The sequence below is a fragment of the Raineyella antarctica genome (assembly GCF_900092135.1).
In the GTDB taxonomy this organism is placed as follows: Bacteria; Actinomycetota; Actinomycetes; order Propionibacteriales; family Propionibacteriaceae; genus Raineyella; species Raineyella antarctica.
The window spans coordinates 288330-309680 of sequence record NZ_FMYF01000004.1 but is presented as its reverse complement, the minus strand read 5'-3'; the positions used below and the strand labels follow the sequence as shown (position 1 = coordinate 309680).

Sequence of the window (21351 nt, the reverse complement as noted above, 5' to 3'; positions counted from 1 at the left end):
CCAGGAGGTTCCATGGCCGCATCCGCCCGTCCGAAGGTCGCCGTCGTCTTCGGTGGAGACAGCTCCGAGCACGGTGTCTCGTGCCTCACCGCGGCGGGCGTGGTGTCCGCGATCGACACCGAACGGTACGAGGTGGTCCCGGTCGGGATCACCCGCTCCGGTCGGTGGGTCCAGGTGTCGGCCGAGGACGTACTGGCGATGCGGACCGTGGACGGCGTCCTCCCGGAGGTCCCCGAGTCCCGCCCCGACGCCGTGCTGGTGCGGACCGCCGATGGGGCCCGGATCGCGACGCTCGACGGTGACGGGCTGACCGAGGCCCACCCGGTCGACGTCGCCTTCTCGCTGCTGCACGGCCCGATGGGCGAGGACGGCACCATCCAGGGCATGTTCGAGATCTTCGGTATCCGCTACGTCGGCTCGGGCGTGACGGCCAGTGCGGTGTCGATGGACAAGATCCGGATGAAGCAGCTGATGGCCCTCAGCGGTCTGCCGATCGGGCCCTGGGTCGGGATCCAGCCCGCCGAGTGGGCGCGGGACGAGGCCGCCTGCCTCGACGCGGTCGACGCCCTGAACTACCCGGTCTACGTCAAGCCCGCCCGCGGCGGCTCCAGCGTCGGTATCACCAAGGTGCAGCACCGCGACGGCCTGCGCGACGCCATCTGCGAGGCCCAGAAGTGGGACCCGAAGGTGATCGTGGAGGAGGGCGTCGAGCAGGCCCGCGAGATCGAGTGCGGCGTCCTGCAGGACCCGGCCGGCGGACGCCCGCAGGCCTCGGTGGTCGCGGAGATCGAGATGCACACAGCCTCGGGCTTCTACGACTTCGACGCCAAGTACCTGCCCGAGGAGCAGGTCAGCCTGCACGTGCCGGCCGACCTGGACAAGGCTGTGGCCGAGCAGGTCCGCGAGGTCTCCGTACGCGTCTTCGAGGCCTTCGACTGCGAGGGGCTGGCCCGGGTGGACTGCTTCCTCACCCGTGACAACAAGGTGCTCGTCAACGAGCTGAACACCATGCCCGGCTTCACCAGGTACTCGATGTTCCCGCAGGTCTGGGCGGCTGCGGGCGTCAGCTATCCCGACCTGATCGCCTGGCTGATCGAGCTCGCCCTGCAGCGCCCGCTCGGCCTGCGCTGATCGCGGCGGGACCCCGGCCACACGACCTGACCCGCCTGGCCGGCTTCGCAGGCCCCGCCGGCGGGCCCCCAGGTCAGCCCGCGCAGGGCCTGACCTGGGGGATGTGCTCGGCGACGACCGGCGACAGCTGGGCCAGTACGTCCCCGGTATTGCCGTAGCTGTTCGGTACCCCGATACGCACGTGGGTCCGGCGCCCGATGGTGGTGAAGACCTGGCCCGTCACCCCGTCCTGGGGCCACCAGCCGACGCCGTCGACCTCCAGGCACTGGCTGGTCGCGGTGAGCCCCGGTGGCTGGGGGATGCCGCACTCGAGCGTGATCGGTGGATCGCCCCAGGCCGCACCCAGGGTCCCGGTCGTCTCGCGCCTCGGCGAGCCGAGGACGCTCTCGGGCGTGGCCGCCACCAGCGAGGTGCACAGGTCCCGGGTCGGCGCGTCGACGACCGGATCAGGCAGGGTGACCGGCGCGGCGCAGCCGGCCAGCAGCACCATCACCCCGGCGCCGGCCAGCAGCCGGAGGGCCCTCACTCCGCGATGACGGGGCAGGTCACCGTACGGGTGATCCCATCCACCGACTGGACCGCCTTCACGAGGCGTCCGAGCGCCAGCATGTCGTCGGCGAACGCGCGGGCGATCACGTCATAGGGGCCGGTCACCCCGCTGGCCTCGGAGACCCCGTTCACGCTGCGGATCGCGGCAGTGACCTCCTCGCTGCGCCCCACCTCGGTCTGTACCAGAACGTATGCCTCGACCTTCGGTCCAGTACTCATCGTTGCCCTCTCAGCCGTGCGTCGGGGACGACCGCCCCTAGGCAATCACGCTACCGTGTCGGGGATGAAACCGACCGAGGAGTCCCCGATGAACAACCCCGCCGGCTCCGGGCACACCCCTTGGCCGTTCTCCACCCCACGACCCGGCGAGCCGGTCCCGGCGGGCTCGCCGCAGACCCTGGCCGACCTCGGAGAGTTCGAGCTGATCGACCTGATCACCAAGGGCCTGCCCCAGCACGACCAGGTCCAACTCGGCCCCGGCGACGACGCCGCCATCATCACCAGTAGGGGTGGTCGTACGCTGATCAGCCTCGACACCCTGGTGGAGGGCGTCCACTTCCGCCGGGACTGGTCCTCGGCGATGGACATCGGCCGCAAGACGGTCGCCGTCAACGCCGCCGACATCGAGGCCATGGGCGCCCGCCCGATCGGTCTGGTGCTGGGGTTCTCCGCCCCCGGCGACCTCTCCGTCACCTGGGTGCGCTACTTCGTCCAGGGCCTGCGCGAGGAGTGTGTCCGGGCCGGCGTCGCACTGATCGGTGGGGACACCACCAGGTCGCGGGACATCACCCTGGCCGTCACGATCCTGGGGGACACCGGTCCAGAGGGGCCGGTGCTGCGCTCCGGTGCCCGCCCCGGGGACCTGGTGGCCCTGTGCGGACGCGTCGGCTGGGCCGCCGCCGGCCTGGCCGCCCTGAGCCGCGGCTTCCGGATGCCCAAGGCAGTGGTCGAGGCACAGCAGGTGCCCCAGCCGCCCTACGGACAGGGCAGCCGGGCCGCAGCAGCGGGCGCCACCGCCATGATCGACGTCTCCGACGGGCTGCTGGCCGACCTCGGCCACATCGCCTCCCGTTCCCACGTGGACATCGACGTGCACAAGGGCGCGCTCGGCATGCCCGAGCCGATCCGGTCCGTCGGGCAGGCGACCGGCACCGACCCGTACGTCTTCCTGCTCACCGGCGGGGAGGACCACGCGCTGGCCGCGACATTCCCACCCGGGTCGGTCCCGGAGGGCTGGACGGTCATCGGTACCGTCCAGGAGGTACACGACAGGCGACCCACCGTCACGGTCGACGGCAGGCCGTGGGAAGGAACACAGGGCTATGACCACTTCCACTGAGGATTCCGCTTCCGCCGGGAGGCCCGCGGTCCGCGGCGCGACGCCGCTGCCGACGGCCCGGGTGCTGACGATCGCGGGCACCGACTCCGGTGGGGGAGCGGGGGTGCCGGCCGACCTGAAGGCCATGATGGCGCTCGGCACGCACGGCATGTGCGTGGTCACGGCCGTCACCGCGCAGAACTCGATCGGCGTCCAGGGCGCCTGGCCGCTACCGGTGGAGGCGATCCGGGGACAGTTCCGCAGTGTCGTCGACGACATCGGCGTCGACGCGATCAAGACCGGCATGCTCGCCTCCGCCGAGATCGTCGGCACGGTGGCCGAGCTCCTCGACACCGTGCCCCGCCGGGAGGACGGGAGCCGGGTCCCCGTGGTGGTCGACCCGGTCGCGATGTCCAAGCACGGCGACCCGCTGCTCGACCCCGAGGCGGCCGCCTCGGTCCGCTCGTTGCTGGTACCCCGCTCGACGGTGATCACGCCCAACCTGCCGGAGGCCGCGATGCTGACCGGTCTCGGGGCCGGAGCGCCGCCCGCGATCCTCGCCGGCGCACTGCTGGAGCTGGGGGCGGAGTGGGTGCTGATCAAGGGGGGGCACAGGGAGGGCGACGCCGACGACCTGCTGGTCTCCTACACCGGCGAGCGGCACCTCTTCCGCGCCCCGCGCGAGGACAACACCCACACCCACGGGACCGGCTGCACGATGGGGTCGCTGATCGCCGCCGGGCTCGGACAGGGACTCACCGTGCCCGAGGCGGTCGGGCTGGCCAAGCGCTTCATGATGGGCGCCATCCCGGCGGGCTACGCCCTCGGGGCGGGGATCGGGCCGGTCGATCCGCTCTGGCACCTGCGCGGGGCGCTCGGAGAGGGCGGTTGGACCCCCGGGCCCGGGCTGCAGGTGGCCGCCGGCTGACGTACGGCACGGCCCGGCGACCCGCCCCGGCGTGGCAGCCCCGGACCGGGGCCGCCGATGGCCTAGGCTCGTGGGCATGGCGACGCGCGCAAGTTCCCCCGCGCGTCCTTCCAGCGGGCGGTCCTCCTCGCAGACCCGTTCCTCTGGAGGGCGCTCGGGGACCTCCAAGGGATCGACCGGCAGCACCCGTGGCAAGGGTGGGTCGTCCCGTGCGCCGCAGAAGCGGCCGTCCGGCGGCCGCCCCGCTCCCCGCTCCCGCAACGTCCTGGCGATCCTCTGGGACGGCATCGCCGGCCTGGTCGCGGCCGGGGTGCGATCGATCGGCACCACGGCCAGCGACGTCCCCCCGGACCTTCGCCGGGACGGCATCGGACTGGGCCTGATCGGTGCCACCTTCATCCTGGCGGCGGAGTTCTGGTGGGGACTGCCGGACCCGGTCGGGGGCTGGCTCGACATCGCGGTGACCTCGGTGATCGGCATGGCCGCCTACGGCTCGCCGCTGCTCACCGCCACGATGGCCTGGCGGACGATCCGCCACCCGGAGACCACCGGACCGGCCGGACGCCAGGTCCTCGGCTGGCTCGCCTCCGCGCTCGGGCTGCTCGGCCTGGTCAGCGTCTCCCACGGCATCCCGGCACCCTCCACCCCGATCGCCCTGCGCGAGGCCGGCGGCGTGCTCGGGTTCATCTCCTCGAGCCTGCTGACCGACCTGCTGACGGTGTGGGTCGCGGTGCCGCTGATGGTGCTGCTCACCTTCTACGGCGTCCTGCTCGTGGTCGGCATCCCGATCTACGAGATCCCGGCCCGGATCAACGAGGCCAGGGACCGGATGCCGCGCCGCCCCGAGCGTCCCGAGTACGGCCTCGACGAGGAGGCGTACGACACCCCGATCGTCCGTGACCGTCGCCGCCGGGCCCGGCCCGACGCCGATCCGGCCGAGGACGCGACCACCACCTCGCCGGCCCGCGGCCGGCGCCCCTCGGCGGACGAGGACAGCGTCGTGATCGCCCGCGCCCCGCGCGGTGCGGACCCCGCCTCGCGGGCCGGGACGGACCTGGTCGACATCGACCCGATGGCCTTCGACACCGGCCCCGATGCCACACCGGTTCCACGCAATCGCCCGGCGACCGCCGTGGCGGCGGCCAAGGAGCGACCGGTCACCGCCGGCCTGCCCGCGGAGGTGACGGTCAACCAGCCGGTCGAGGTTCCCGACGATTCACCGCTGCCCCAGCGGGTCGAGCAGGTCGGCGACATCGAGTACCACCTGCCCGAGATGGGAACACTCAAGGCAGGTACTCCGCCGCAGCCCCGCACGCCGGCCAACGACCAGATCGTGAGCCGCCTGAGCGAGGTGTTCGACGAGTTCGACATCGACGCCCAGGTCACCGGCTACACCCGTGGTCCCACCGTCACCCGGTACGAGGTCGAGCTCGGCGCCGGCGTGAAGGTGGAGAAGGTCCTCAACGTCTCCAAGAACATCGCCTACTCGGTGGCCAGTGCCGACGTCCGGATCCTGTCGCCGATCCCGGGCAAGTCCGCCATCGGCGTGGAGATCCCCAACGTGGACAAGGAGATCGTCTCCCTGGGCGATGTCCTGCGCTCCACCAAGGCACGCAACGACCACGAGCCGATGACGGTCGGCCTGGGCAAGGACGTCGAGGGCGGCTACGTCCTGGCCAACATGGCCAAGATGCCGCACCTGCTGGTGGCCGGCGCCACCGGTTCGGGCAAGTCGTCGTTCGTCAACTCGCTGATCACCTCGATCCTGATGCGTGCCACCCCGGACGAGGTGCGGATGATCCTGGTCGACCCCAAGCGCGTGGAGCTGACCGCTTATGACGGCATCCCGCACCTGGTCACCCCGATCATCACCTCCCCGAAGAAGGCCGCCGAGGCGCTGCAGTGGGTGGTCCGTGAGATGGACCAGCGCTACGACGACCTGGCCGAGTTCGGCTTCAAGCACGTCAAGGACTTCAACAAGGCCGTGCGGGCCGGCCAGGTGGCACCCCCGGCGGGCTCCGAGCGCGAGGTCCGTCCCTACCCCTACTTGCTGGTGATCGTCGACGAGTTGGCCGACCTGATGATGGTCGCCCCGCGCGACGTCGAGGACTCGATCGTGCGGATCACCCAGCTGGCCCGAGCCGCCGGCATCCACCTGGTCCTCGCCACGCAGCGGCCCTCGACCGACGTCGTGACCGGCCTGATCAAGGCCAACGTGCCCTCCCGCCTGGCCTTCGCCACCTCCTCGATGACCGACTCCCGGGTCATCCTGGACCAGCCCGGCGCCGAGAAGCTGGTCGGACAGGGTGACGGACTGTTCCTGCCGATGGGCGCCTCCAAGCCTGTCCGCGTGCAGGGGTCCTGGGTCACCGAGCAGGAGATCCGCGACGTCGTGGAGTTCGTCACCGGGCAGATGCAGGCGGCCTATCGTGACGACGTCACCGCCCCGGCGGCCGCCAAGAAGGTGGCCGAGGACATCGGTGACGACATGGAACTGGTGCTCGAGGCGGCCCAGCTGGTGGTCAACCTGCAGCTCGGCTCGACCTCGATGCTGCAGCGCAAGCTGCGGGTCGGTTTCGCCAAGGCAGGCCGCCTGATGGACATCCTGGAGACCCGCGGAGTGGTCGGCCCCTCGGAGGGCTCGAAGCCGCGGGAGGTGCTGGTCCAGCCGGACGACCTCGACGACGTGGTGGACAACCTGCAGCACGGGTGATCGGTACCGCTCGAGCTCCGCACGGTGCCACCCTGCCGACGGCGGGGCGACGAGGACTGCCGTCGTGGTGAATACTGGACGCCATCATGAGTGGCGATTCTTCTGACCTCCTGTCGGTGCACCTGGTCTCCTTGGGCTGTGCACGCAACGACGTCGATTCCGAGGAACTCGCAGGTCGGCTGGCCGCCGGCGGCTTCCGACTGGTGGACGACGCCGACGGGGCCGATGCGGTGATGGTCAACACCTGCGGATTCATCACCCAGGCCAAGCAGGAGTCCGTCGACGTCCTGCTCGAGGCCGCCGAGCTCAAGGCGGACGGGCGTACGCAGGCCGTGGTCGCCGTCGGCTGCATGGCCGAGCGCTACGGCGCCGACCTGGCCGCCGAGCTTCCCGAGGCCGACATCCTCGGCTTCGACGACTACGACGACATCGCCGCACGACTCCAGGGGATCCTCGGCGGCGTGCACCCCACCCCGCACGTGCCGCGGGACCGTCGCGAGCTGTTGCCGATCACCCCGGTCGAGCGGCAGGCCGCTGCCAGCGGCATCATCGTCCCCGGCGTGACCCGTGCCGGCGAGGGCCCGGTGCCGGCGAGCGGCCCGCGTACCTTCCAGCGTCGACTCTCGGGCGCACCCTCGGCCCCGCTGAAGATCGCGTCCGGGTGCGACCGCCGGTGCGCCTTCTGCGCCATTCCCTCCTTCCGTGGCTCGTACGTCTCCCGCACCCTGGACGATGTCGTCGCCGAGGCCCGATGGTTGGCCACCCAGGGGGTCAAGGAGGCCTTCCTGGTCTCGGAGAACACCTCCTCGTACGGCAAGGACCTGGCCCCCGGCCAGGACCTGGAGGCGCTGCTCCGGGCCCTGTCGGGCATCGAGGAGCTGCCGTGGGTGCGGGTGAGCTACCTGCAGCCCGCCGAGATCCGGCCGGGCCTGATCCGGACGATGGGGAGCCTGGACGGGGTGGTCGACTACTTCGACCTCTCCTTCCAGCATGCTGCCCCCGACGTGCTGCGCAGGATGCGGCGCTTCGGCGACCCGGAGTCCTTCCTCGGCCTGGTCGAGCAGGTCCGCGAGGTGGCGCCCCAGGCCGGCATCCGTGCGAACGTGATCGCCGGGTTCCCCGGGGAGACCGAGCGCGACGTGGAGATCCTGGCCGACTTCCTGCGCGAGGCACGCCTCGACGTGTGCGGGGTCTTCGCCTACTCCGACGAGGACGGCACCGAGGGCGTCGACCTGGACGGCCATGTGTCCGAGGACGAGATCGAGGATCGCCGGGCGATGCTCGCCGACCTCGCCATGGAGGTGATGGAGGGGCGGGCTGCCGATCGCGTCGGTGAGGAGGTCGTCGTGCTGCTGGAACAGCGCGACGAGGACGACGGCACCTGGATCGGCCGAGCGGCCCACCAGGGGCCGGAGGTTGACGGGATCACCCTGCTCGACCTGTCCGCCGACCCCGACCTCTCCCTCGCCGTGGGTACCTTCGTCCGTGCGCGGGTCACCGACTCGGCGGGGATCGACCTGGAGGCCACCCCGATCGAGGTGCTGTCGTGAACGCCTCGGCACTGCACCCGGCCGGCGAGCCATCGCCGTGGAACGTCCCCAATGCCCTGACCGTCCTGCGGATCCTGATGGTGCCGCTGTTCGGCTGGATGCTGCTCGCCCACCCCGACGAGGCCGGCTGGCGCTGGGCAACGACCGCGGTCTTCGTCCTGGCCATGGCGACCGACTTCGTCGACGGCCACATCGCCCGGTCCCGCCAGCTGATCACCAGCTTCGGCAAGCTGATGGATCCGATCGCCGACAAGGCCCTCACCGGCATGGCCTTCATCGGCCTGAGCATCGTGGGGGAGCTGTGGTGGTGGGTCACCATCGTGATCCTCGTCCGGGAGTGGGGGATCACCGTGATGCGGTTCTTCATCCTCAAGTACGGGGTGATGGCGGCCAACCGCGGTGGCAAGCTCAAGACCATGACCCAGTCCGCCGCACTGGTGCTCTACCTGATGCCGTTGCCCCTCATCGTCGACGAGCTCTCGGTCGGCTCGGCGGTCGACGTGATCTCCTGGATCGTGATGGCCGCGGCCTTCCTGCTGACGGTCCTGACCGGCCTGGACTATGTCCGCGAGGCGTTCCGGATGCGGACCGCCTATCGCGCTGCCCAGCCAGCCGGGGAGTGAGGTGGCCTCCGGAGCGGCCCCGACCCAGGAGGCGTACGACGCTGCCGTCCGGGTCCTCGGCCTGCTCGCTGACGCCGGCCAGACGCTGGCGACCTGCGAGTCGTTGACCGGCGGACTGCTGGGGGCGTCGCTGACGTCGGTTCCGGGGGCCTCCGCGGCCTATCGTGGCGGCCTGGTCACCTACGCCACCGACCTCAAGCACGTGCTCGCCGGGGTCGACCAGGACGACCTCGACCGTGACGGCGCGGTCGCTCCCGGAACCGCCCTGGCGATGGCCTCCGGGGCCCGGGAGCGTTGCCTGGCCGACTGGGCCGTGGCCGTCACCGGCGTGGCCGGACCGGATGAGCAGGAGGGGCGACCGGCCGGCACCGTCTTCGTCGCGGTTGCCCGGGACGGCTCCGCCGCAGTGGATCAGTACCGCTTCGACGGGGACCGGCACGCCATCCGCTCCCGCACGGTCGAGGCGGCCCTGCGCCAGCTGGAACGTGCCATCGCCACTGGCTGAAAAGTACGGTGTGGTCGGAGTGGGACAGTGTGGTCCGCGCTAGTAAGCTGACGACATGACCCCTGTCACCGACATCACCAAGCCCGCGCTTATGCGCGAGCACCTGGGAGCCACGTTGCGCTCCGAGCGTGTCGCGCAGGGAAAGACCCTCCGGGACGTGTCGCGCCGGGCCGGGGTCAGCCTGGGGTATCTCTCCGAGGTCGAGCGTGGCCAGAAGGAGGCCTCCAGCGAGCTGCTGGGAGCCATCTGTGGAGCACTGCGGGTGCCGATGTCCCGGGTGATCGGGGACGTCGCGGACCGGATGGCCGCCACCGAGCGGGACGTCACCACCCTGCCGCTGCGCGTGCGCGACGCCACCGCGACCGCGGCCTGAGCGGCGGCGGGAGTTCTGTGCCGCTGGTACGACAGGTGGACTGTGCCCATGCGTGAGACCGAGTTGTGGCGACGTCTCGAGCTGCACCTGGGGTCCGGCTATGCGCGGGTCTGGGCCGAGCAGCAGGTGCTGGCGGACCTCGGGGGCCGCACGGTGGTCGAGGCGATCGCTGCCGGGGTCAACCTGAAGACGATCTGGCGGGCCTGCTGGGGGGCCCTGGAGCTCCCCGCGCGCGACCGCTGAACGACACGCCGACACCCACTCCCACTTCGAACGTATGTTCGGTAACCTTGTCCCCATCGACGACCTCGACGGTGCCGGTATCCCCAGATGCTCGCAGGACCCGAGAAGTGTCAGTGGGACTACCTAGGGTTGTCGATGACAGCAACGAACGCAGACGCCCCGGACCTCCGGGGACACAGACCTCCGGTGACGGGGACACGAAAGGGCGGTCCGATGGCAGCCAGCAACAACCGCGAGCAGGCGCTGAACGCCGCGCTCGGCCAGATCGAGAAGCAGTTCGGCAAGGGCTCGGTGATGCGCCTCGGTGATCGTGGGCATGCCGCCATCGAGGTGATCCCGACCGGGTCGGTGGCCCTGGACATCGCCCTGGGCGTCGGTGGTTTGCCCCGCGGGCGCGTGGTGGAGATCTACGGCCCGGAGTCCTCCGGCAAGACGACCGTCGCCCTGCATGCCGTGGCGCAGGCGCAGAAGCTGGGCGGGATCTGTGCCTTCATCGATGCCGAGCACGCTCTCGACCCGGAGTACGCCAAGCGGCTCGGGGTGGACACGGATGCCCTGCTGATCAGCCAGCCGGACAACGGCGAGCAGGCCCTCGAGATCGCCGACATGCTGGTCCGTTCCGGTGCCCTGGCCCTGATCGTGATCGACTCCGTGGCGGCCCTGACGCCGCGCGCCGAGATCGAGGGCGAGATGGGCGACTCCCACATGGGCCTGCAGGCGCGTCTGATGAGCCAGGCCCTGCGCAAGATGACCGGTGCGTTGAGCAGTGCCGGCACCACCGCCATCTTCATCAACCAGCTGCGCGAGAAGATCGGGGTGATGTTCGGCAACCCGGAGACCACCACCGGTGGCCGGGCGCTGAAGTTCTACGCCTCCATCCGTCTGGACGTGCGCCGGATCGAGACGCTGAAGGACGGCAGCGAGATGGTCGGCAACCGGACCCGCGTCAAGGTGGTCAAGAACAAGGTGGCCCCGCCCTTCAAGCAGGCCGAGTTCGACATCATCTACGGCGTGGGCATCAGCCGCGAGGGGTCCCTGATCGACATGGGCGTGGAGTCCGGCATCGTCCGCAAGGCAGGCGCCTGGTTCACCTATGACTCCGACCAGCTCGGGCAGGGCAAGGAGAACGCCCGCAACTTCCTGAAGACCCACCCGGAGACCGCCGACGAGATCGAGGCCAAGATCAAGGCGAAGATGGGCGTGGGGGTCGACAAGGATGCCGCGGAGGAGAAGGTCGAAGCCGAGGAGGACATCGACCCGGTCACCGGTGAGGTGAAGTTCTGAGTCCCGCCGCGCGGCGCGGTCCGGGTCCGGAGGAGAATCCGGACCCGGAGGCCGACCCGTTCGGGGTCGCCCGCGAGATCGTCCTGCGGCGCCTGGCCGACCGGGCGCAGTCCCGTCGTGAGCTCGAGCAGGCGCTGGCCAAACGGCACACGGATCCCGAGGTGGCAGGCCAGGTGCTCGACCGCCTGACCGAGGTCGGGCTGGTCGATGATCGGGCCTTTGCCGAGGCCTGGGTCAGCTCCCGCCAGGAGCGACGCCACCTGTCCCGGCGGGCGTTGCGCGACGAACTCATGAAGAAGGGCGTCGACCGCACGATCATCGATGACGTGCTGGAGGGGGTCGACTCCGACGACGAGTACCGGGCAGCGTACGACCTGGCCGAGCGCCGGGCCCGTTCGATGTCGGAACTGGCCCCCGAGGTGCGCTGGCGGCGCCTGGCCGGTGCGCTGGCCCGCAGGGGGTTCTCCGCCGGGCTCACCACACGGGTACTGGCGGAGCTCGACCGGGGCCTTCCCGAGGACGTCCCCGGCGATGACTGGTGACCCGTGCTGTCCTCGGACGATGACTCCGCCGCGGTTTGCGGGACAGTGGCGGCGCGGCTGTTGAGTCAGCATCCGGGACCTCAGTAGGATGACTGTTGAGGGTTGTGCAGTGATCCTTTGTATATGAACTTGATGGGTGCGGGTCGACGACCCCACCGACGATAGACATGGACGTAGATTCGGCCGGCATCCGTCGATGTCGGCTCTTCGGCGTATCTCGCTGTAGCGCCCTCCCAACCAGCACGGAGACGTGTCGAAGGGAGTGCACATGAACTCGATGATCGGGTTCCTCGTGGTGGGGATCCTCCTGGTGATCTTGCTGATCGCCGTGGGGGTCCTCGCCGTCATCATGCTGCGCCGGAGCCGGACCACCGGGGCCGACGAACCGACGCCCGCCCAACGGGAGGCGATCGCCCGGCTGCGGGCCGAGGCCCAGACCGAGGTCGACGAATTGCGGGCCCGTGCCCAGTCCGACGTCCGCCAGCTGCGCACCGATACCCAGGAGGAACTCGACGCCCTGCGCGCCGAGGCCTCCTCGCTGCGCGGTGAGGCGGACGCCTACCAGCGCCTCACCCGCGACGAGGCCGACAGCTATGACCAGTCGATCCGGACGACGGCCGAGGAGCAGCGCCAGCTCGCCCAGGCGGCGTTGCGCGAGGCGGAGGAGGCGCGGCTGGAGGGGGAGCGCCTGCGCAGTGAGGCCGCGACGTTCTCCCAGACCCAGCACGACGAGATCCGCGAGATCCGCCTGAGCCAGGAACGTCGTGAGCACCGGCTCACCGAACGCGAGGAGCGGCTGGACCGCGACGGCGCCGACGTCGAGCGGCGGCGCGCCGAGCTGGAGGGGCTGCAGGCCGCCCTCGTGGCTCGGGAGGCTGCCCTCTCCGAGGCCGAGGCGGAGCACCGCAGCGCCTTGGAGCGGATCGCCGGCCTGAGTGCCGACCAGGCCCGCGAGGAGGTCCTGGCCACGGCCCAGCAGGAGTCCAGGCGGCAGGCCGCGATCGTCGCGCGGGACATCGAGTCGGAGGCCCGTCGTCATGCCGAGGTGAAGGCGCAGGCGGTGATCGTCGAGGCGATCCAGCGACTGGCCCCCGAACAGACCGCCGAGTCGGTGGTCTCCACCGTGGACCTGCCCAGCGACGAGATGAAGGGCCGCATCATCGGCCGCGAGGGGCGCAACATCCGTTCGTTCGAGCAGATCACCGGGGTGAACGTGCTGATCGACGACACCCCCGAGACGGTCCTGCTCTCCTGCTTCGACCCGGTGCGCCGGGAGAGCGCCCGGTTGGCGCTGACCGAGCTGATCGCCGACGGGCGCATCCACCCGGCCAGGATCGAGCAGGTCTACGAGCGGTCCCAGCGGCGCATCGCCGATCGCTGCCAGCAGGCGGCTGAGGATGCCCTGATCGAGGTCGGGATCCACGACATGCACCCCGAGCTCGTCACGCTGATGGGCCGGCTGCGGTACCGCACCTCGTACGGGCAGAACGTGCTCAAGCACCTGGTCGAGTGCGCCAACATCGCCGGGGTGATGGCGGCCGAGCTCAAGCTCGACGTCGCCGTCTGCAAGCGGGCGGCGTTCCTGCACGACATCGGCAAGGCCCTCACGCACGAGGTACAGGGACCGCATGCCGTCATCGGGGCCGACCTGGCACGCAAGTACGGAGAGTCCGAGGACATCGTGCACGCGATCGAGGCGCACCACAACGACGTCGAGCCGCACTCGGTGGAGGCCGTGCTGACCCAGGCCTGTGACGCCATCAGCGGTGGCAGGCCCGGCGCCCGCAGGGAGTCCCTCGAGTCGTACGTCCAGCGCCTGGAACGACTCGAGGCGCTGGCGGCGGCCCACGAGGGCGTCGCGAAGGTGTTCGCGATGCAGGCCGGGCGCGAGGTACGCGTCATGGTGGAGCCGGACAGTGTCGACGACATCGGGGCCCAGGTCCTCGCCCGAGACATTGCCAAGCAGGTGGAGGAGGAGCTGACGTACCCGGGACAGATCCGGGTGACGGTGGTCCGTGAGTCGCGGGCCACCGAGGTCGCCCGCTGACCATCCCGTCACGACGTTGCGAGGGGCCGTCCACCGATCGGTGGACGGCCCCTCGCAACGTCGTGGCGGATCCCTGGGACCGGATCCCTGGGACCGGATCCCTGGGACCGGATCCCTGGGACCGGATCCCTGGGTCCGGCTGCAGGCCTCAGAGGCCTCTCGGGACCCCCCTGTCGACCGCATTGACGTCGATCTCCTCCAGCTGGACCATCCGCCCGGCCTGCCGGGCCCGTCCGCGGCCCTCCAGGAAGCCGGCGAGGCGGGTCAGTGACCAGTTCAGCAGGATGAACAGGGCGGCGGCGACCAGGAACGCGGCGATCGAGTTGGACCAGCGGCTGGCCAGGGTCTGCGAGGACCGCAGCAACTCGGGGTAGCTGATGATGTAGCCGAGCGCCGAGTCCTTCACGATCACGACGAGCTGGGAGACCAGGGCCGGCAGCATCGCGGTGATGGCCTGGGGCAACAGGATCAGCCGACGCGTCTGCCCGATGCTCATGCCGATGCCCAGTCCGGCCTCCGTCTGGCCGCGCGGCAGGCTGCCGACGCCGGACCGGAGCAGCTCGGCGATGACCGCTGAGTTGTAGAAGGTCAGGCCCGCGACGACGGCGACCAGCGGCTTGAGCTGCACCAGCGGGCCGGGGAAGAGGTTCGCGATCACCGGGACGAAGATCGTCAGGAAGTAGACGAACAGCATCATCATCAGCACCGGAACCGCACGGAAGAACTCGATCAGCACCGTGCAGAGCACCGAGAGCGGACGGTTGAACGACATCCGTCCCAGAGCGAGGCCCAGACCCAGCACCGACGCGGTGACCACCGACAGCACCGCCGCCTGGAGGGTGTTGAGGACGCCGGGCAGCAGATAGGACACCCAGGTGTCCGGCCGCAGGAAGGGCACCCACTTGGCGCCGGTGAGCTGGCCGCGCAGTCCGTAGACCAGACCCCCCACCAGTGCCAGGATCAGCACGGTGCCGAGGATGCTCAGGAGACGGTTGCGGGCCTTCGCGCGGGGCCCGGGCGCGTCGAACAGGACGGTGGCTTGCGCTGCGCTCATCGCTGTACCCTCCACTTCGCCGAGGCCCAGGAGAAGAAGAGTCCCGCCGGCAGGGTGAGGATCACGAACCCGAGCGCCATCAGGAAGAAGATGGCGAACAGCAACTGGGGGCTGAACTCGATCATGTTCTTCATCAGGTACGACGCCTCGGCCACACCCACCGCCGAGACAACCGTGGTGTTCTTGGTCAGGGCGATGAACGTGTTGCCCAGTGGCGTGATCGCCGCGCGCATCGCCTGGGGCAGGACGACCTGGCCCAGCACCTGGCCGAAGTTCAGGCCGATCGCCCGCGACGCCTCGGCCTGGCCCTGGGGCACGGTGTTGATCCCCGAACGGATTCCCTCCGCGACGAAGGTCGCATGGTAGATCGTGAGGGCCACCACCGCCCAGGTGAACAGCTGGGCCTTGGGATCCACGCTCGGGGGCAGCAGGCGTACGTTCATGAACAGGTAGAGCCCCAGCACGCAGAAGGTGACGATCAGGGTCAACGGGGTGTTGCGGACCAGAGTGACGTACGTGGTCGCGAAACGCTGCAGGACCGGCACCGGAGAGACGCGCATGACCGCGATGATGGTGCCGAGCACCAGGGCCCCCACCGCCGAGATGAGGGTGAGTCGGATGGTCATCCAGAACGCTGCCAGCACGTTGTACTGCTGGAGCAGCTCGATCAGGCCTTGCACGGGTTCACCTCCTGGGAGGTCGATGGATGGGCCGGGCGGGGCGCGCCGGATCAGGCGCGCCCCGCCCGCTGGGGGATCAGGCCGTTCCCGGGGTCGGCGGGTTGGTGTCCTTGTTGTACTGGTAGCCCGAGGCGCCGAAGTTGTTGTCGAGGAACTTCTGCCACGAGCCGTCGGCGATCATCTTCTTCAGCGCGTCATTCACCTTCGTCTGCAGCTCGGTGTCGCCCTTCTTCAGGCCGACGCCGTAGCGCTCCTGGGTGAACGGGTGGCCGACGACCTTCAGCTTGCCCTTGTACTGCGGTTGGGCGGCGTAGCCGGCCAGGATGATGTCGTCGGTGGTCATCGCGTCCATCGAGCCGGCGGCCACGGCCTCGGCACACTTGGAGTAGGTGTCGACCTCCTGCAGCTGCACCTCCGGGTACTGGTCCTTGATCTTCTTCGCGGAGGTCGAGCCGACCACCGAGCAGAGCTTGTGCCCCTTCAGGTCGGCAGGCCCGTTGATGTCCGTACGATCCGACTTGACCAGGATGTCCTGGCCGGCCACGAAGTACGGGCCGGCGAAGTCGACCTTCTCCTTGCGGGCGTCCGTGATCGAGTAGGTGGCGAAGATCAGCTTGACCTGTCCGGACTGGATCAGCGTCTCGCGCTGGGCCGAGGGGGTCTCCATGAAGGTGATCTGGTTGTCGGCGTACCCGAGCTCCTTGGCGACGTAGCGCGCCACGTCGACGTCGAAGCCCTGGTACTGGTTGCCCACCTGCATGCCCAGACCCGGCTGGTCGTACTTGATGCCGATGGTGATGTTCCCGGTCTGGCCGCCGGGGGTGGACCCACTGGACGATCCACCACCTGAGCCGCCCGCCACGCAGGCGGACAGGGCGAGGCTCATGGCGACCGCGCCGACTGCCAAACCGATCTTTCGACGTTGCATGGGTCGTTCCTTTCGTTGCCGGGGTTGGCCCGGTTGGCGTGCGTACGTTCGTACGCCCCGTTGTTCGGTTGCTGTCAGGGTCAGCGGGGGAGGATCTTGGACAGGAAGTCGCGGGCCCGATCACTGGTCGGAGAGGTGAAGAACGCCTGCGGTTCGGCCTCCTCGATGATCTGGCCCTCGTCCATGAACACCACGCGGTTGGCGGCCTTGCGTGCGAACCCCATCTCGTGGGTGACGACCAGCATCGTCATCCCCTGGCGGGCCAGGCCGACCATCACGTCCAGGACCTCCTGCACCATCTCCGGGTCCAGGGCCGAGGTGGGCTCGTCGAAGAGCATCACCTTGGGCTTCATCGCCAGCGCGCGGGCGATGGCCACGCGCTGCTGCTGGCCGCCCGACAACTGGGCGGGATACTTCTGGGCCTGGTTGGCGACGCCGACGCGCTCGAGGATCTGCATGCCCTCCTTCTCCGCCTCCGCCTTGGAGAGCTTGCGCACCTTGGTCGGACCGAGGGTGACGTTCTCCAGGATGGACTTGTGCGAGAAGAGGTTGAACGACTGGAACACCATCCCCACCTCGGCGCGCAGGCGGGCCAGCTCCTTGCCCTCGGACGGCAGCTCCTTGCCGTCGACGGTGATGGTGCCCGAGTCGATGGTCTCCAGCCGGTTGATCGTACGGATCAGGGTGGACTTGCCCGAACCGGACGGTCCCAGGACGACCACCACCTCGCCCTTCGCCACCTCCAGGTTGATGTCGCGCAGCACGTGGAGGTCGCCGAAGTGCTTCTGCACGTGCTCCATCGTGACGATCGGTTCACCGATCCGGTGGGGAAGCGGGCCGGTGTCCTCAGGGAGCGATGCACTCATATCCGCAGGCTAGGGCCCGAACGGGCAAATGGACAGACCTTTGGTGGAGTTCGCGGGTGATGTTCGCATGTCGTTACCCGCCTGCAACCGGGGTGTACGTCGGCTGGGCCGACGTTCGCGGACGGTGGGGAAGCGGTGCCCCTCCTGTAGAGTGGGGCCGCCATGAATGAGACCTCCGCCCTGAACGAGCCCTCCTCCCCGTCCGTCGCGCCGCGCACCTACGAGGTGCGCACGTACGGCTGCCAGATGAACGTGCACGACTCCGAGCGCATCGCTGGCCTGCTCGACGAGGGCGGCTATGTGCCCGCGCCCGAGGGTGCGGTGGCCGACCTGGTGGTGTTCAACACCTGCGCCGTCCGTGAGAACGCCGACAACCGGCTGTACGGCAACCTGGGCCACATCGCCTCGGTCAAGGCCGAGCATCCCGGCATGCAGGTCGCCGTGGGGGGCTGCATGGCCCAGAAGGACCGCGACCTGATCGTCCGCAAGGCGCCCTACGTGGACGTGGTCTTCGGCACCAACAACCTCGGCTCGCTGCCGGTCCTGCTGGAGCGCGCACGCATCCGGCAGGAGGCCCAGGTCGAGATCAAGGAGGCGCTGGAGACCTTCCCCTCCAACCTCCCCACCCACCGCGACTCCGCGTACGCCGCGTGGGTCTCGATCAGCGTCGGCTGCAACAACACCTGCACCTTCTGCATCGTCCCCTCGCTGCGCGGCAAGGAGACCGACCGCCGGCCCGGGGACGTGCTGAACGAGATCCGTACCCTCGTCGACCAGGGCGTCCAGGAGGTCACGCTGCTCGGCCAGAACGTCAACGCCTACGGCACCGGCTGGTTCGGGCCGGAGGATGCGGACACCTCGGTCGACCACCAGGCCTTCGCCAAGTTGCTGCGGGCCTGCGGGGAGGTCGAGGGCCTGGAGCGGGTGCGGTTCACCAGCCCCCACCCGAAGGACTTCACCGACGACGTCATCGCGGCGATGGCCGAGACGGCCAACGTCATGCCGCAGTTGCACATGCCGCTGCAGTCCGGCTCGGACGACGTACTGCGCCGGATGCGTCGCTCCTACCGTTCCGAGCGCTACCTGGGGATCCTGGACCGGGTGCGGGAGGCGATGCCGCACGCCGCGATCACCACCGACATCATCGTCGGCTTCCCCGGCGAGACCGAGGCCGACTTCGAGCAGACCATGGAGGTCGTCCGCCGGGCACGCTTCAGCGCAGCCTTCACCTTCCTCTACTCGATCCGTCCCGGTACGCCGGCCGCCACCATGCCGGACCAGGTGCCCGACGATGTCAAGCACGCGCGTTACCAGCGGCTCGTCGACCTGGTCAACGAGATCGCCTGGGAGGAGAACAAGAAGCTCGTCGGCCGGACCGTCGAGGTGATGTTCGCCGACGGCGAGGGCAAGAAGGACAGCGACACGCGTCGGATGTCGGGCCGCGCCCGCGACAACCGGCTCGTCCACGTTGCCGTCCCCGAGGACCCGGCGCAGCGCCCGCGGCCCGGGGACATCGCCGAGACGGTGATCACGTACGCCGCCCCCCACCACCTGAACGCCGATGCCGGCATCACCGGCCTGCGCCGCACCCGCGGAGGCGATGCCTGGCAGGCCCGCCAGCAGGTCGAGTCCGCGCCCGCAGGGGTCGGACTCGGGATGCCGACGCTGCGGCCCGCCCCCGTCGGACTCGGGATGCCCGCAGCACGGGGCTGAGACCGCCCTGCGGGCGAGGAACGCCGAACGGCGGGCCACCCCGTAGGTGACCCGCCGCTGGACCCTGAGGATGCTCAGGCCTGCTGGTCGCCCTCGGTCTGGTCCTGCTGCGCGGGCTGGTCCTGCGCGGCGGGCTGATCGGCCTGCTCGGCGCCCATCTGCTGGGCCACGGCCTGCTCGGCCTGGTCGATCTGGTCGGTGAACCGACCGCCGGTACGCTGGTCGACCTCCTCGCCGACGCGCTGGATGGCCTCGTTGACCTGGTCAGGGTTGTTCTTGGCGTAGTCCTCGGCCGCATTGCGGGCCTGGTCGAACAAGCTCATGGAGTGACTCCCTCGCGTGTGACATCGGCGACAGCTGTTGCCGCCTGACCCCATCCTTACACCACCGGCCGCAGTCGGACGGTTACCGGCCCTGGGGCAGACTGTGGGAATGCCCAGAGCCTCCTCCCTGCCTGTGATCGCCGTGATCGGCCCGACCGCCTCGGGCAAGACCGCCCTGGCGATCGCGCTGGCCCGGCTGATGGGGCGGACCGGGCATCCGGCGGAGATCGTCAACGCGGACTCGATGCTGGTCTACCGCGGGATGGACATCGGGACCGCCAAGCCTTCCCCGGACGAGCTGGCGGCCGTCCCGCACCACCTGGTCGACATCTGGGACCTCACCCGCACCGCCACCGTCGCCGACTTCCAGCGGCTGGCCCGGGAGGCGATCGCCGACTGCCGTGCCCGCGGGGTGGTTCCCGTACTGGTCGGCGGCTCCTCGCTCTACATCCGGGCGATCCTGGACGACTTCGACTTCCCCGGCACCGACCCGGCGGTCCGCGCCCGGCTCGAGGCCGAGCTGGAGCAGGTCGGCTCCGAGGCGATGTACGAGAGGCTCCGGGCCGCCGATCCTCAGGGAGCGGCCAGGGTGGAACCGAACAACGCCCGGCGCATCGTCCGGGCGCTCGAGATGATCGAGCTGACCGGGCACTACTCCTCGACCCTCCCGGCGCACAGCTATGCGCTCGAGGACGTGGTCGAGATCGGCATGTCCCTGGAGCGGGACGTCCTCGACGAACGGATCGCCCGGCGGGTGGAGAAGATGTGGGCCGACGGCTTCGTGGCCGAGGTGCGCCGGCTGGAGGGGGAGGGTCTGCGGCAGGGACGTACGGCCTCGCGGGCGATCGGCTACCGCCAGGTGCTCGACCTGCTCGACGGCACCATCGACGAGGCCACCGCCAAGGAGGGCACCATCACCCGTACCCGGCGGTTCGCCCGCAAGCAGCTCGGCTGGTTCCGCCGGGATGATCGCATCCTCTGGGTCGATGCCACCCGTCCCCCGGAGGCCCTCGCGGCCGAGCTCCTGGACGGACCGCTGCGGCGCTTCGGATTGTCCACCGTGGAATGATGGTCCCCATGCGCGACATCACCTTCGCCAAGGGCCACGGCACCCGGAACGACTTCGTCGTGTACACCGACCACAGTGGCCTGCTGGACCTCGATCCGGTGGAGGTGCGCTTCCTGTGCGACCGTCGCGGCGGCATCGGGGCCGACGGTATGCTCCGCGCCGTACGTGCCAAGCACATCCTGGGCTGGGATGGCGACCCGGCGATCTGGTTCATGGACTACCGCAATGCGGACGGCTCGGTGGCGGAGATGTGCGGCAACGGGGTGCGCGTGTTCGTCCGCTACCTCTACGAGTGCGGGCTGGTCAACGAGCGCAGCATGAGCATCGGCACGCGTGCGGGCCTGCGCCGGGCCGAGTTGCTGCCCGACGACCGGGTGCGGGTCGAGATGGGACCGGTCCGGGTCGAGCCCGGACGCCTGGCACCCACGGTCCCGATCACCGTCGCCGAGGGGACGCCGTGGAGCCGGACCTGGCAGGCCCAGCCGGTCGACGTCGGCAACCCGCACGCGGTCTCGTTCACCGACGACATCGGGACCCTCGACCTGACCCACCAGCCGGTCTGGCCGATCGGTGAGTTCCCCGACGGGGTGAACGCGGAGTTCGTCCGGGTCCACGATGCCGGCCACGTCGGCATGCGCGTCCACGAGCGCGGGGTGGGGGAGACCGAATCGTGCGGCACCGGCACGGTCGCCGTCGCTGCCGCGACGCTCTCCCGCCTGGGGGTGCAGGTCGGCCCGCAGGAGCACATGGTCCGCGTCGACGTCCCCGGGGGGACGGTCGAGGTCGGACTCAGCCGGGCGACCCCGCAGGCCCCGGTGCTGGCCACCCTGACGGGCCCCGCCCAGCTGGTGTACAACGGCACGATCGTGATCCCCGACCTCTCCTGACCGTGGCGGCCCGGCGACCGCCGTC

The 21351-nt window shown here is 70.1% G+C and carries 22 protein-coding genes; 15 read left to right on the top strand and 7 right to left on the bottom strand.

What is annotated here, in order from left to right; translation table 11 throughout:
* The first annotated feature begins 12 nt into the window (after positions 1-12).
* Entirely contained in the window at positions 13-1131 is a 1119-nt protein-coding gene (locus GA0111570_RS08225; protein WP_092609060.1) for a D-alanine--D-alanine ligase family protein, read from the top strand.
* A gap of 73 nt (positions 1132-1204) precedes the next feature.
* On the opposite strand, the gene GA0111570_RS08220 is transcribed toward GA0111570_RS08225, so the two are convergent.
* Together GA0111570_RS08220 and GA0111570_RS08215 are read right to left on the bottom strand one after the other, a co-directional pair.
* Positions 1205-1657: a DUF3515 domain-containing protein gene (locus GA0111570_RS08220; RefSeq protein WP_092609057.1), complete on the bottom strand. Its 453-nt coding sequence runs from the start codon at positions 1655-1657 to the stop codon at positions 1205-1207.
* The gene (locus GA0111570_RS08215; protein ID WP_092609054.1) at positions 1654-1899 is read right to left on the bottom strand and encodes an Lrp/AsnC family transcriptional regulator; all 246 of its coding nucleotides are present in this window, start codon (positions 1897-1899) and stop codon (positions 1654-1656) included. Before GA0111570_RS08215 ends, GA0111570_RS08220 begins: the two co-directional genes overlap by 4 nt.
* A 64-nt stretch (positions 1900-1963) precedes the next feature.
* On the opposite strand from GA0111570_RS08215, the gene GA0111570_RS08210 reads away from it, so the two are divergent.
* The 11 genes from GA0111570_RS08210 (at position 1964) to rny (ending at position 13806) form a co-directional block, all read left to right on the top strand.
* Positions 1964-3019, top strand: coding sequence for a thiamine-phosphate kinase (locus tag GA0111570_RS08210; RefSeq protein WP_245703074.1), 1056 nt, complete (start codon positions 1964-1966; stop codon positions 3017-3019).
* Positions 3003-3926, top strand: a complete 924-nt coding sequence (gene thiD, locus GA0111570_RS08205) for a bifunctional hydroxymethylpyrimidine kinase/phosphomethylpyrimidine kinase (protein WP_092609048.1) — start codon at positions 3003-3005, stop codon at positions 3924-3926. Before GA0111570_RS08210 ends, thiD begins: the two co-directional genes overlap by 17 nt.
* A 76-nt stretch (positions 3927-4002) precedes the next feature.
* Positions 4003-6639 (top strand): FtsK/SpoIIIE family DNA translocase, encoded by a 2637-nt coding sequence (locus GA0111570_RS08200; protein ID WP_092609046.1) that lies wholly within the window; start codon positions 4003-4005, stop codon positions 6637-6639.
* A gap of 110 nt (positions 6640-6749) precedes the next feature.
* Positions 6750-8189: a 30S ribosomal protein S12 methylthiotransferase RimO gene (rimO, locus tag GA0111570_RS08195; RefSeq protein ID WP_092609277.1), complete on the top strand. Its 1440-nt coding sequence runs from the start codon at positions 6750-6752 to the stop codon at positions 8187-8189.
* Positions 8186-8812 (top strand): CDP-diacylglycerol--glycerol-3-phosphate 3-phosphatidyltransferase, encoded by a 627-nt coding sequence (pgsA, locus tag GA0111570_RS08190; protein ID WP_175557397.1) that lies wholly within the window; start codon positions 8186-8188, stop codon positions 8810-8812. Before rimO ends, pgsA begins: the two co-directional genes overlap by 4 nt.
* Before the next feature lies 1 nt (position 8813).
* Entirely contained in the window at positions 8814-9317 is a 504-nt protein-coding gene (locus GA0111570_RS08185) for a CinA family protein (RefSeq protein ID WP_245703073.1), read from the top strand.
* Between the two features lie 55 nt (positions 9318-9372).
* A complete protein-coding gene (locus GA0111570_RS08180; RefSeq protein ID WP_092609040.1) occupies positions 9373-9690 on the top strand; it encodes a helix-turn-helix domain-containing protein in 318 nt (105 codons plus the stop codon).
* Positions 9691-9738: 48 nt separating this feature from the next.
* Positions 9739-9933, top strand: a complete 195-nt coding sequence (locus GA0111570_RS08175) for a DUF3046 domain-containing protein (RefSeq protein WP_092609038.1) — start codon at positions 9739-9741, stop codon at positions 9931-9933.
* Positions 9934-10146: 213 nt separating this feature from the next.
* Positions 10147-11217, top strand: coding sequence for a recombinase RecA (gene recA / locus GA0111570_RS08170; RefSeq protein ID WP_092609035.1), 1071 nt, complete (start codon positions 10147-10149; stop codon positions 11215-11217).
* Positions 11214-11759, top strand: a complete 546-nt coding sequence (locus GA0111570_RS08165) for a RecX family transcriptional regulator (RefSeq protein ID WP_092609032.1) — start codon at positions 11214-11216, stop codon at positions 11757-11759. The genes recA and GA0111570_RS08165 overlap by 4 nt, the downstream gene beginning before the upstream one ends.
* Positions 11760-12027: 268 nt before the next feature.
* The gene (gene rny / locus GA0111570_RS08160; RefSeq protein WP_092609029.1) at positions 12028-13806 is read left to right on the top strand and encodes a ribonuclease Y; all 1779 of its coding nucleotides are present in this window, start codon (positions 12028-12030) and stop codon (positions 13804-13806) included.
* Between the two features lie 148 nt (positions 13807-13954).
* On the opposite strand, the gene GA0111570_RS08155 is transcribed toward rny, so the two are convergent.
* The 4 genes from GA0111570_RS08155 to GA0111570_RS08140 all read right to left on the bottom strand — a co-directional run bounded on the left by GA0111570_RS08155 (position 13955) and on the right by GA0111570_RS08140 (position 17268).
* Entirely contained in the window at positions 13955-14860 is a 906-nt protein-coding gene (locus tag GA0111570_RS08155) for an amino acid ABC transporter permease (protein ID WP_092609026.1), read from the bottom strand.
* Positions 14857-15540 (bottom strand): amino acid ABC transporter permease, encoded by a 684-nt coding sequence (locus GA0111570_RS08150; RefSeq protein WP_092609023.1) that lies wholly within the window; start codon positions 15538-15540, stop codon positions 14857-14859. Before GA0111570_RS08150 ends, GA0111570_RS08155 begins: the two co-directional genes overlap by 4 nt.
* A gap of 76 nt (positions 15541-15616) precedes the next feature.
* Entirely contained in the window at positions 15617-16468 is an 852-nt protein-coding gene (locus tag GA0111570_RS08145; protein ID WP_092609020.1) for a glutamate ABC transporter substrate-binding protein, read from the bottom strand.
* Between the two features lie 80 nt (positions 16469-16548).
* Positions 16549-17268: an amino acid ABC transporter ATP-binding protein gene (locus tag GA0111570_RS08140; protein ID WP_425438617.1), complete on the bottom strand. Its 720-nt coding sequence runs from the start codon at positions 17266-17268 to the stop codon at positions 16549-16551.
* A 228-nt stretch (positions 17269-17496) separates the two neighbouring features.
* On the opposite strand from GA0111570_RS08140, the gene miaB reads away from it, so the two are divergent.
* Entirely contained in the window at positions 17497-19047 is a 1551-nt protein-coding gene (gene miaB, locus GA0111570_RS08135; protein WP_092609014.1) for a tRNA (N6-isopentenyl adenosine(37)-C2)-methylthiotransferase MiaB, read from the top strand.
* 74 nt (positions 19048-19121) lie between these two features.
* Here the strand turns inward: miaB and GA0111570_RS08130 are convergent, their stop codons facing one another.
* On the bottom strand, positions 19122-19370 hold the full coding sequence (locus GA0111570_RS08130; RefSeq protein ID WP_175557395.1) for an antitoxin: 249 nt from the start codon (positions 19368-19370) through the stop codon (positions 19122-19124).
* Between the two features lie 109 nt (positions 19371-19479).
* Here GA0111570_RS08130 and miaA point away from each other — a divergent pair, with 109 nt between their 5' ends.
* Positions 19480-20439 (top strand): tRNA (adenosine(37)-N6)-dimethylallyltransferase MiaA, encoded by a 960-nt coding sequence (miaA, locus tag GA0111570_RS08125; RefSeq protein WP_092609009.1) that lies wholly within the window; start codon positions 19480-19482, stop codon positions 20437-20439.
* Positions 20440-20447: 8 nt separating this feature from the next.
* Positions 20448-21326 (top strand): diaminopimelate epimerase, encoded by an 879-nt coding sequence (dapF, locus tag GA0111570_RS08120; RefSeq protein WP_092609271.1) that lies wholly within the window; start codon positions 20448-20450, stop codon positions 21324-21326.
* The last annotated feature ends 25 nt before the right edge of the window (positions 21327-21351 follow it).

Excerpts from the sequence above, each read along its gene's own strand:
- GA0111570_RS08225 (WP_092609060.1), top strand. The coding sequence starts at position 13 with ATGGCCGCATCCGCCCGTCCGAAGGTCGCCGTCGTCTTCGGTGGAGAC.
- GA0111570_RS08200 (WP_092609046.1), top strand. The coding sequence starts at position 4,003 with ATGGCGACGCGCGCAAGTTCCCCCGCGCGTCCTTCCAGCGGGCGGTCC.
- GA0111570_RS08215 (WP_092609054.1), bottom strand. The coding sequence starts at position 1,899 with ATGAGTACTGGACCGAAGGTCGAGGCATACGTTCTGGTACAGACCGAG.
- miaA (WP_092609009.1), top strand. The coding sequence starts at position 19,480 with ATGCCCAGAGCCTCCTCCCTGCCTGTGATCGCCGTGATCGGCCCGACC.
- thiD (WP_092609048.1), top strand. The coding sequence starts at position 3,003 with ATGACCACTTCCACTGAGGATTCCGCTTCCGCCGGGAGGCCCGCGGTC.
- dapF (WP_092609271.1), top strand. The coding sequence starts at position 20,448 with ATGCGCGACATCACCTTCGCCAAGGGCCACGGCACCCGGAACGACTTC.
- recA (WP_092609035.1), top strand. The coding sequence starts at position 10,147 with ATGGCAGCCAGCAACAACCGCGAGCAGGCGCTGAACGCCGCGCTCGGC.
- GA0111570_RS08155 (WP_092609026.1), bottom strand. The coding sequence starts at position 14,860 with ATGAGCGCAGCGCAAGCCACCGTCCTGTTCGACGCGCCCGGGCCCCGC.
- GA0111570_RS08145 (WP_092609020.1), bottom strand. The coding sequence starts at position 16,468 with ATGCAACGTCGAAAGATCGGTTTGGCAGTCGGCGCGGTCGCCATGAGC.
- GA0111570_RS08175 (WP_092609038.1), top strand. The coding sequence starts at position 9,739 with ATGCGTGAGACCGAGTTGTGGCGACGTCTCGAGCTGCACCTGGGGTCC.
- GA0111570_RS08210 (WP_245703074.1), top strand. The coding sequence starts at position 1,964 with ATGAAACCGACCGAGGAGTCCCCGATGAACAACCCCGCCGGCTCCGGG.
- GA0111570_RS08130 (WP_175557395.1), bottom strand. The coding sequence starts at position 19,370 with ATGAGCTTGTTCGACCAGGCCCGCAATGCGGCCGAGGACTACGCCAAG.
- GA0111570_RS08140 (WP_425438617.1), bottom strand. The coding sequence starts at position 17,268 with ATGGAGCACGTGCAGAAGCACTTCGGCGACCTCCACGTGCTGCGCGAC.
- miaB (WP_092609014.1), top strand. The coding sequence starts at position 17,497 with ATGAATGAGACCTCCGCCCTGAACGAGCCCTCCTCCCCGTCCGTCGCG.
- GA0111570_RS08180 (WP_092609040.1), top strand. The coding sequence starts at position 9,373 with ATGACCCCTGTCACCGACATCACCAAGCCCGCGCTTATGCGCGAGCAC.
- rny (WP_092609029.1), top strand. The coding sequence starts at position 12,028 with ATGAACTCGATGATCGGGTTCCTCGTGGTGGGGATCCTCCTGGTGATC.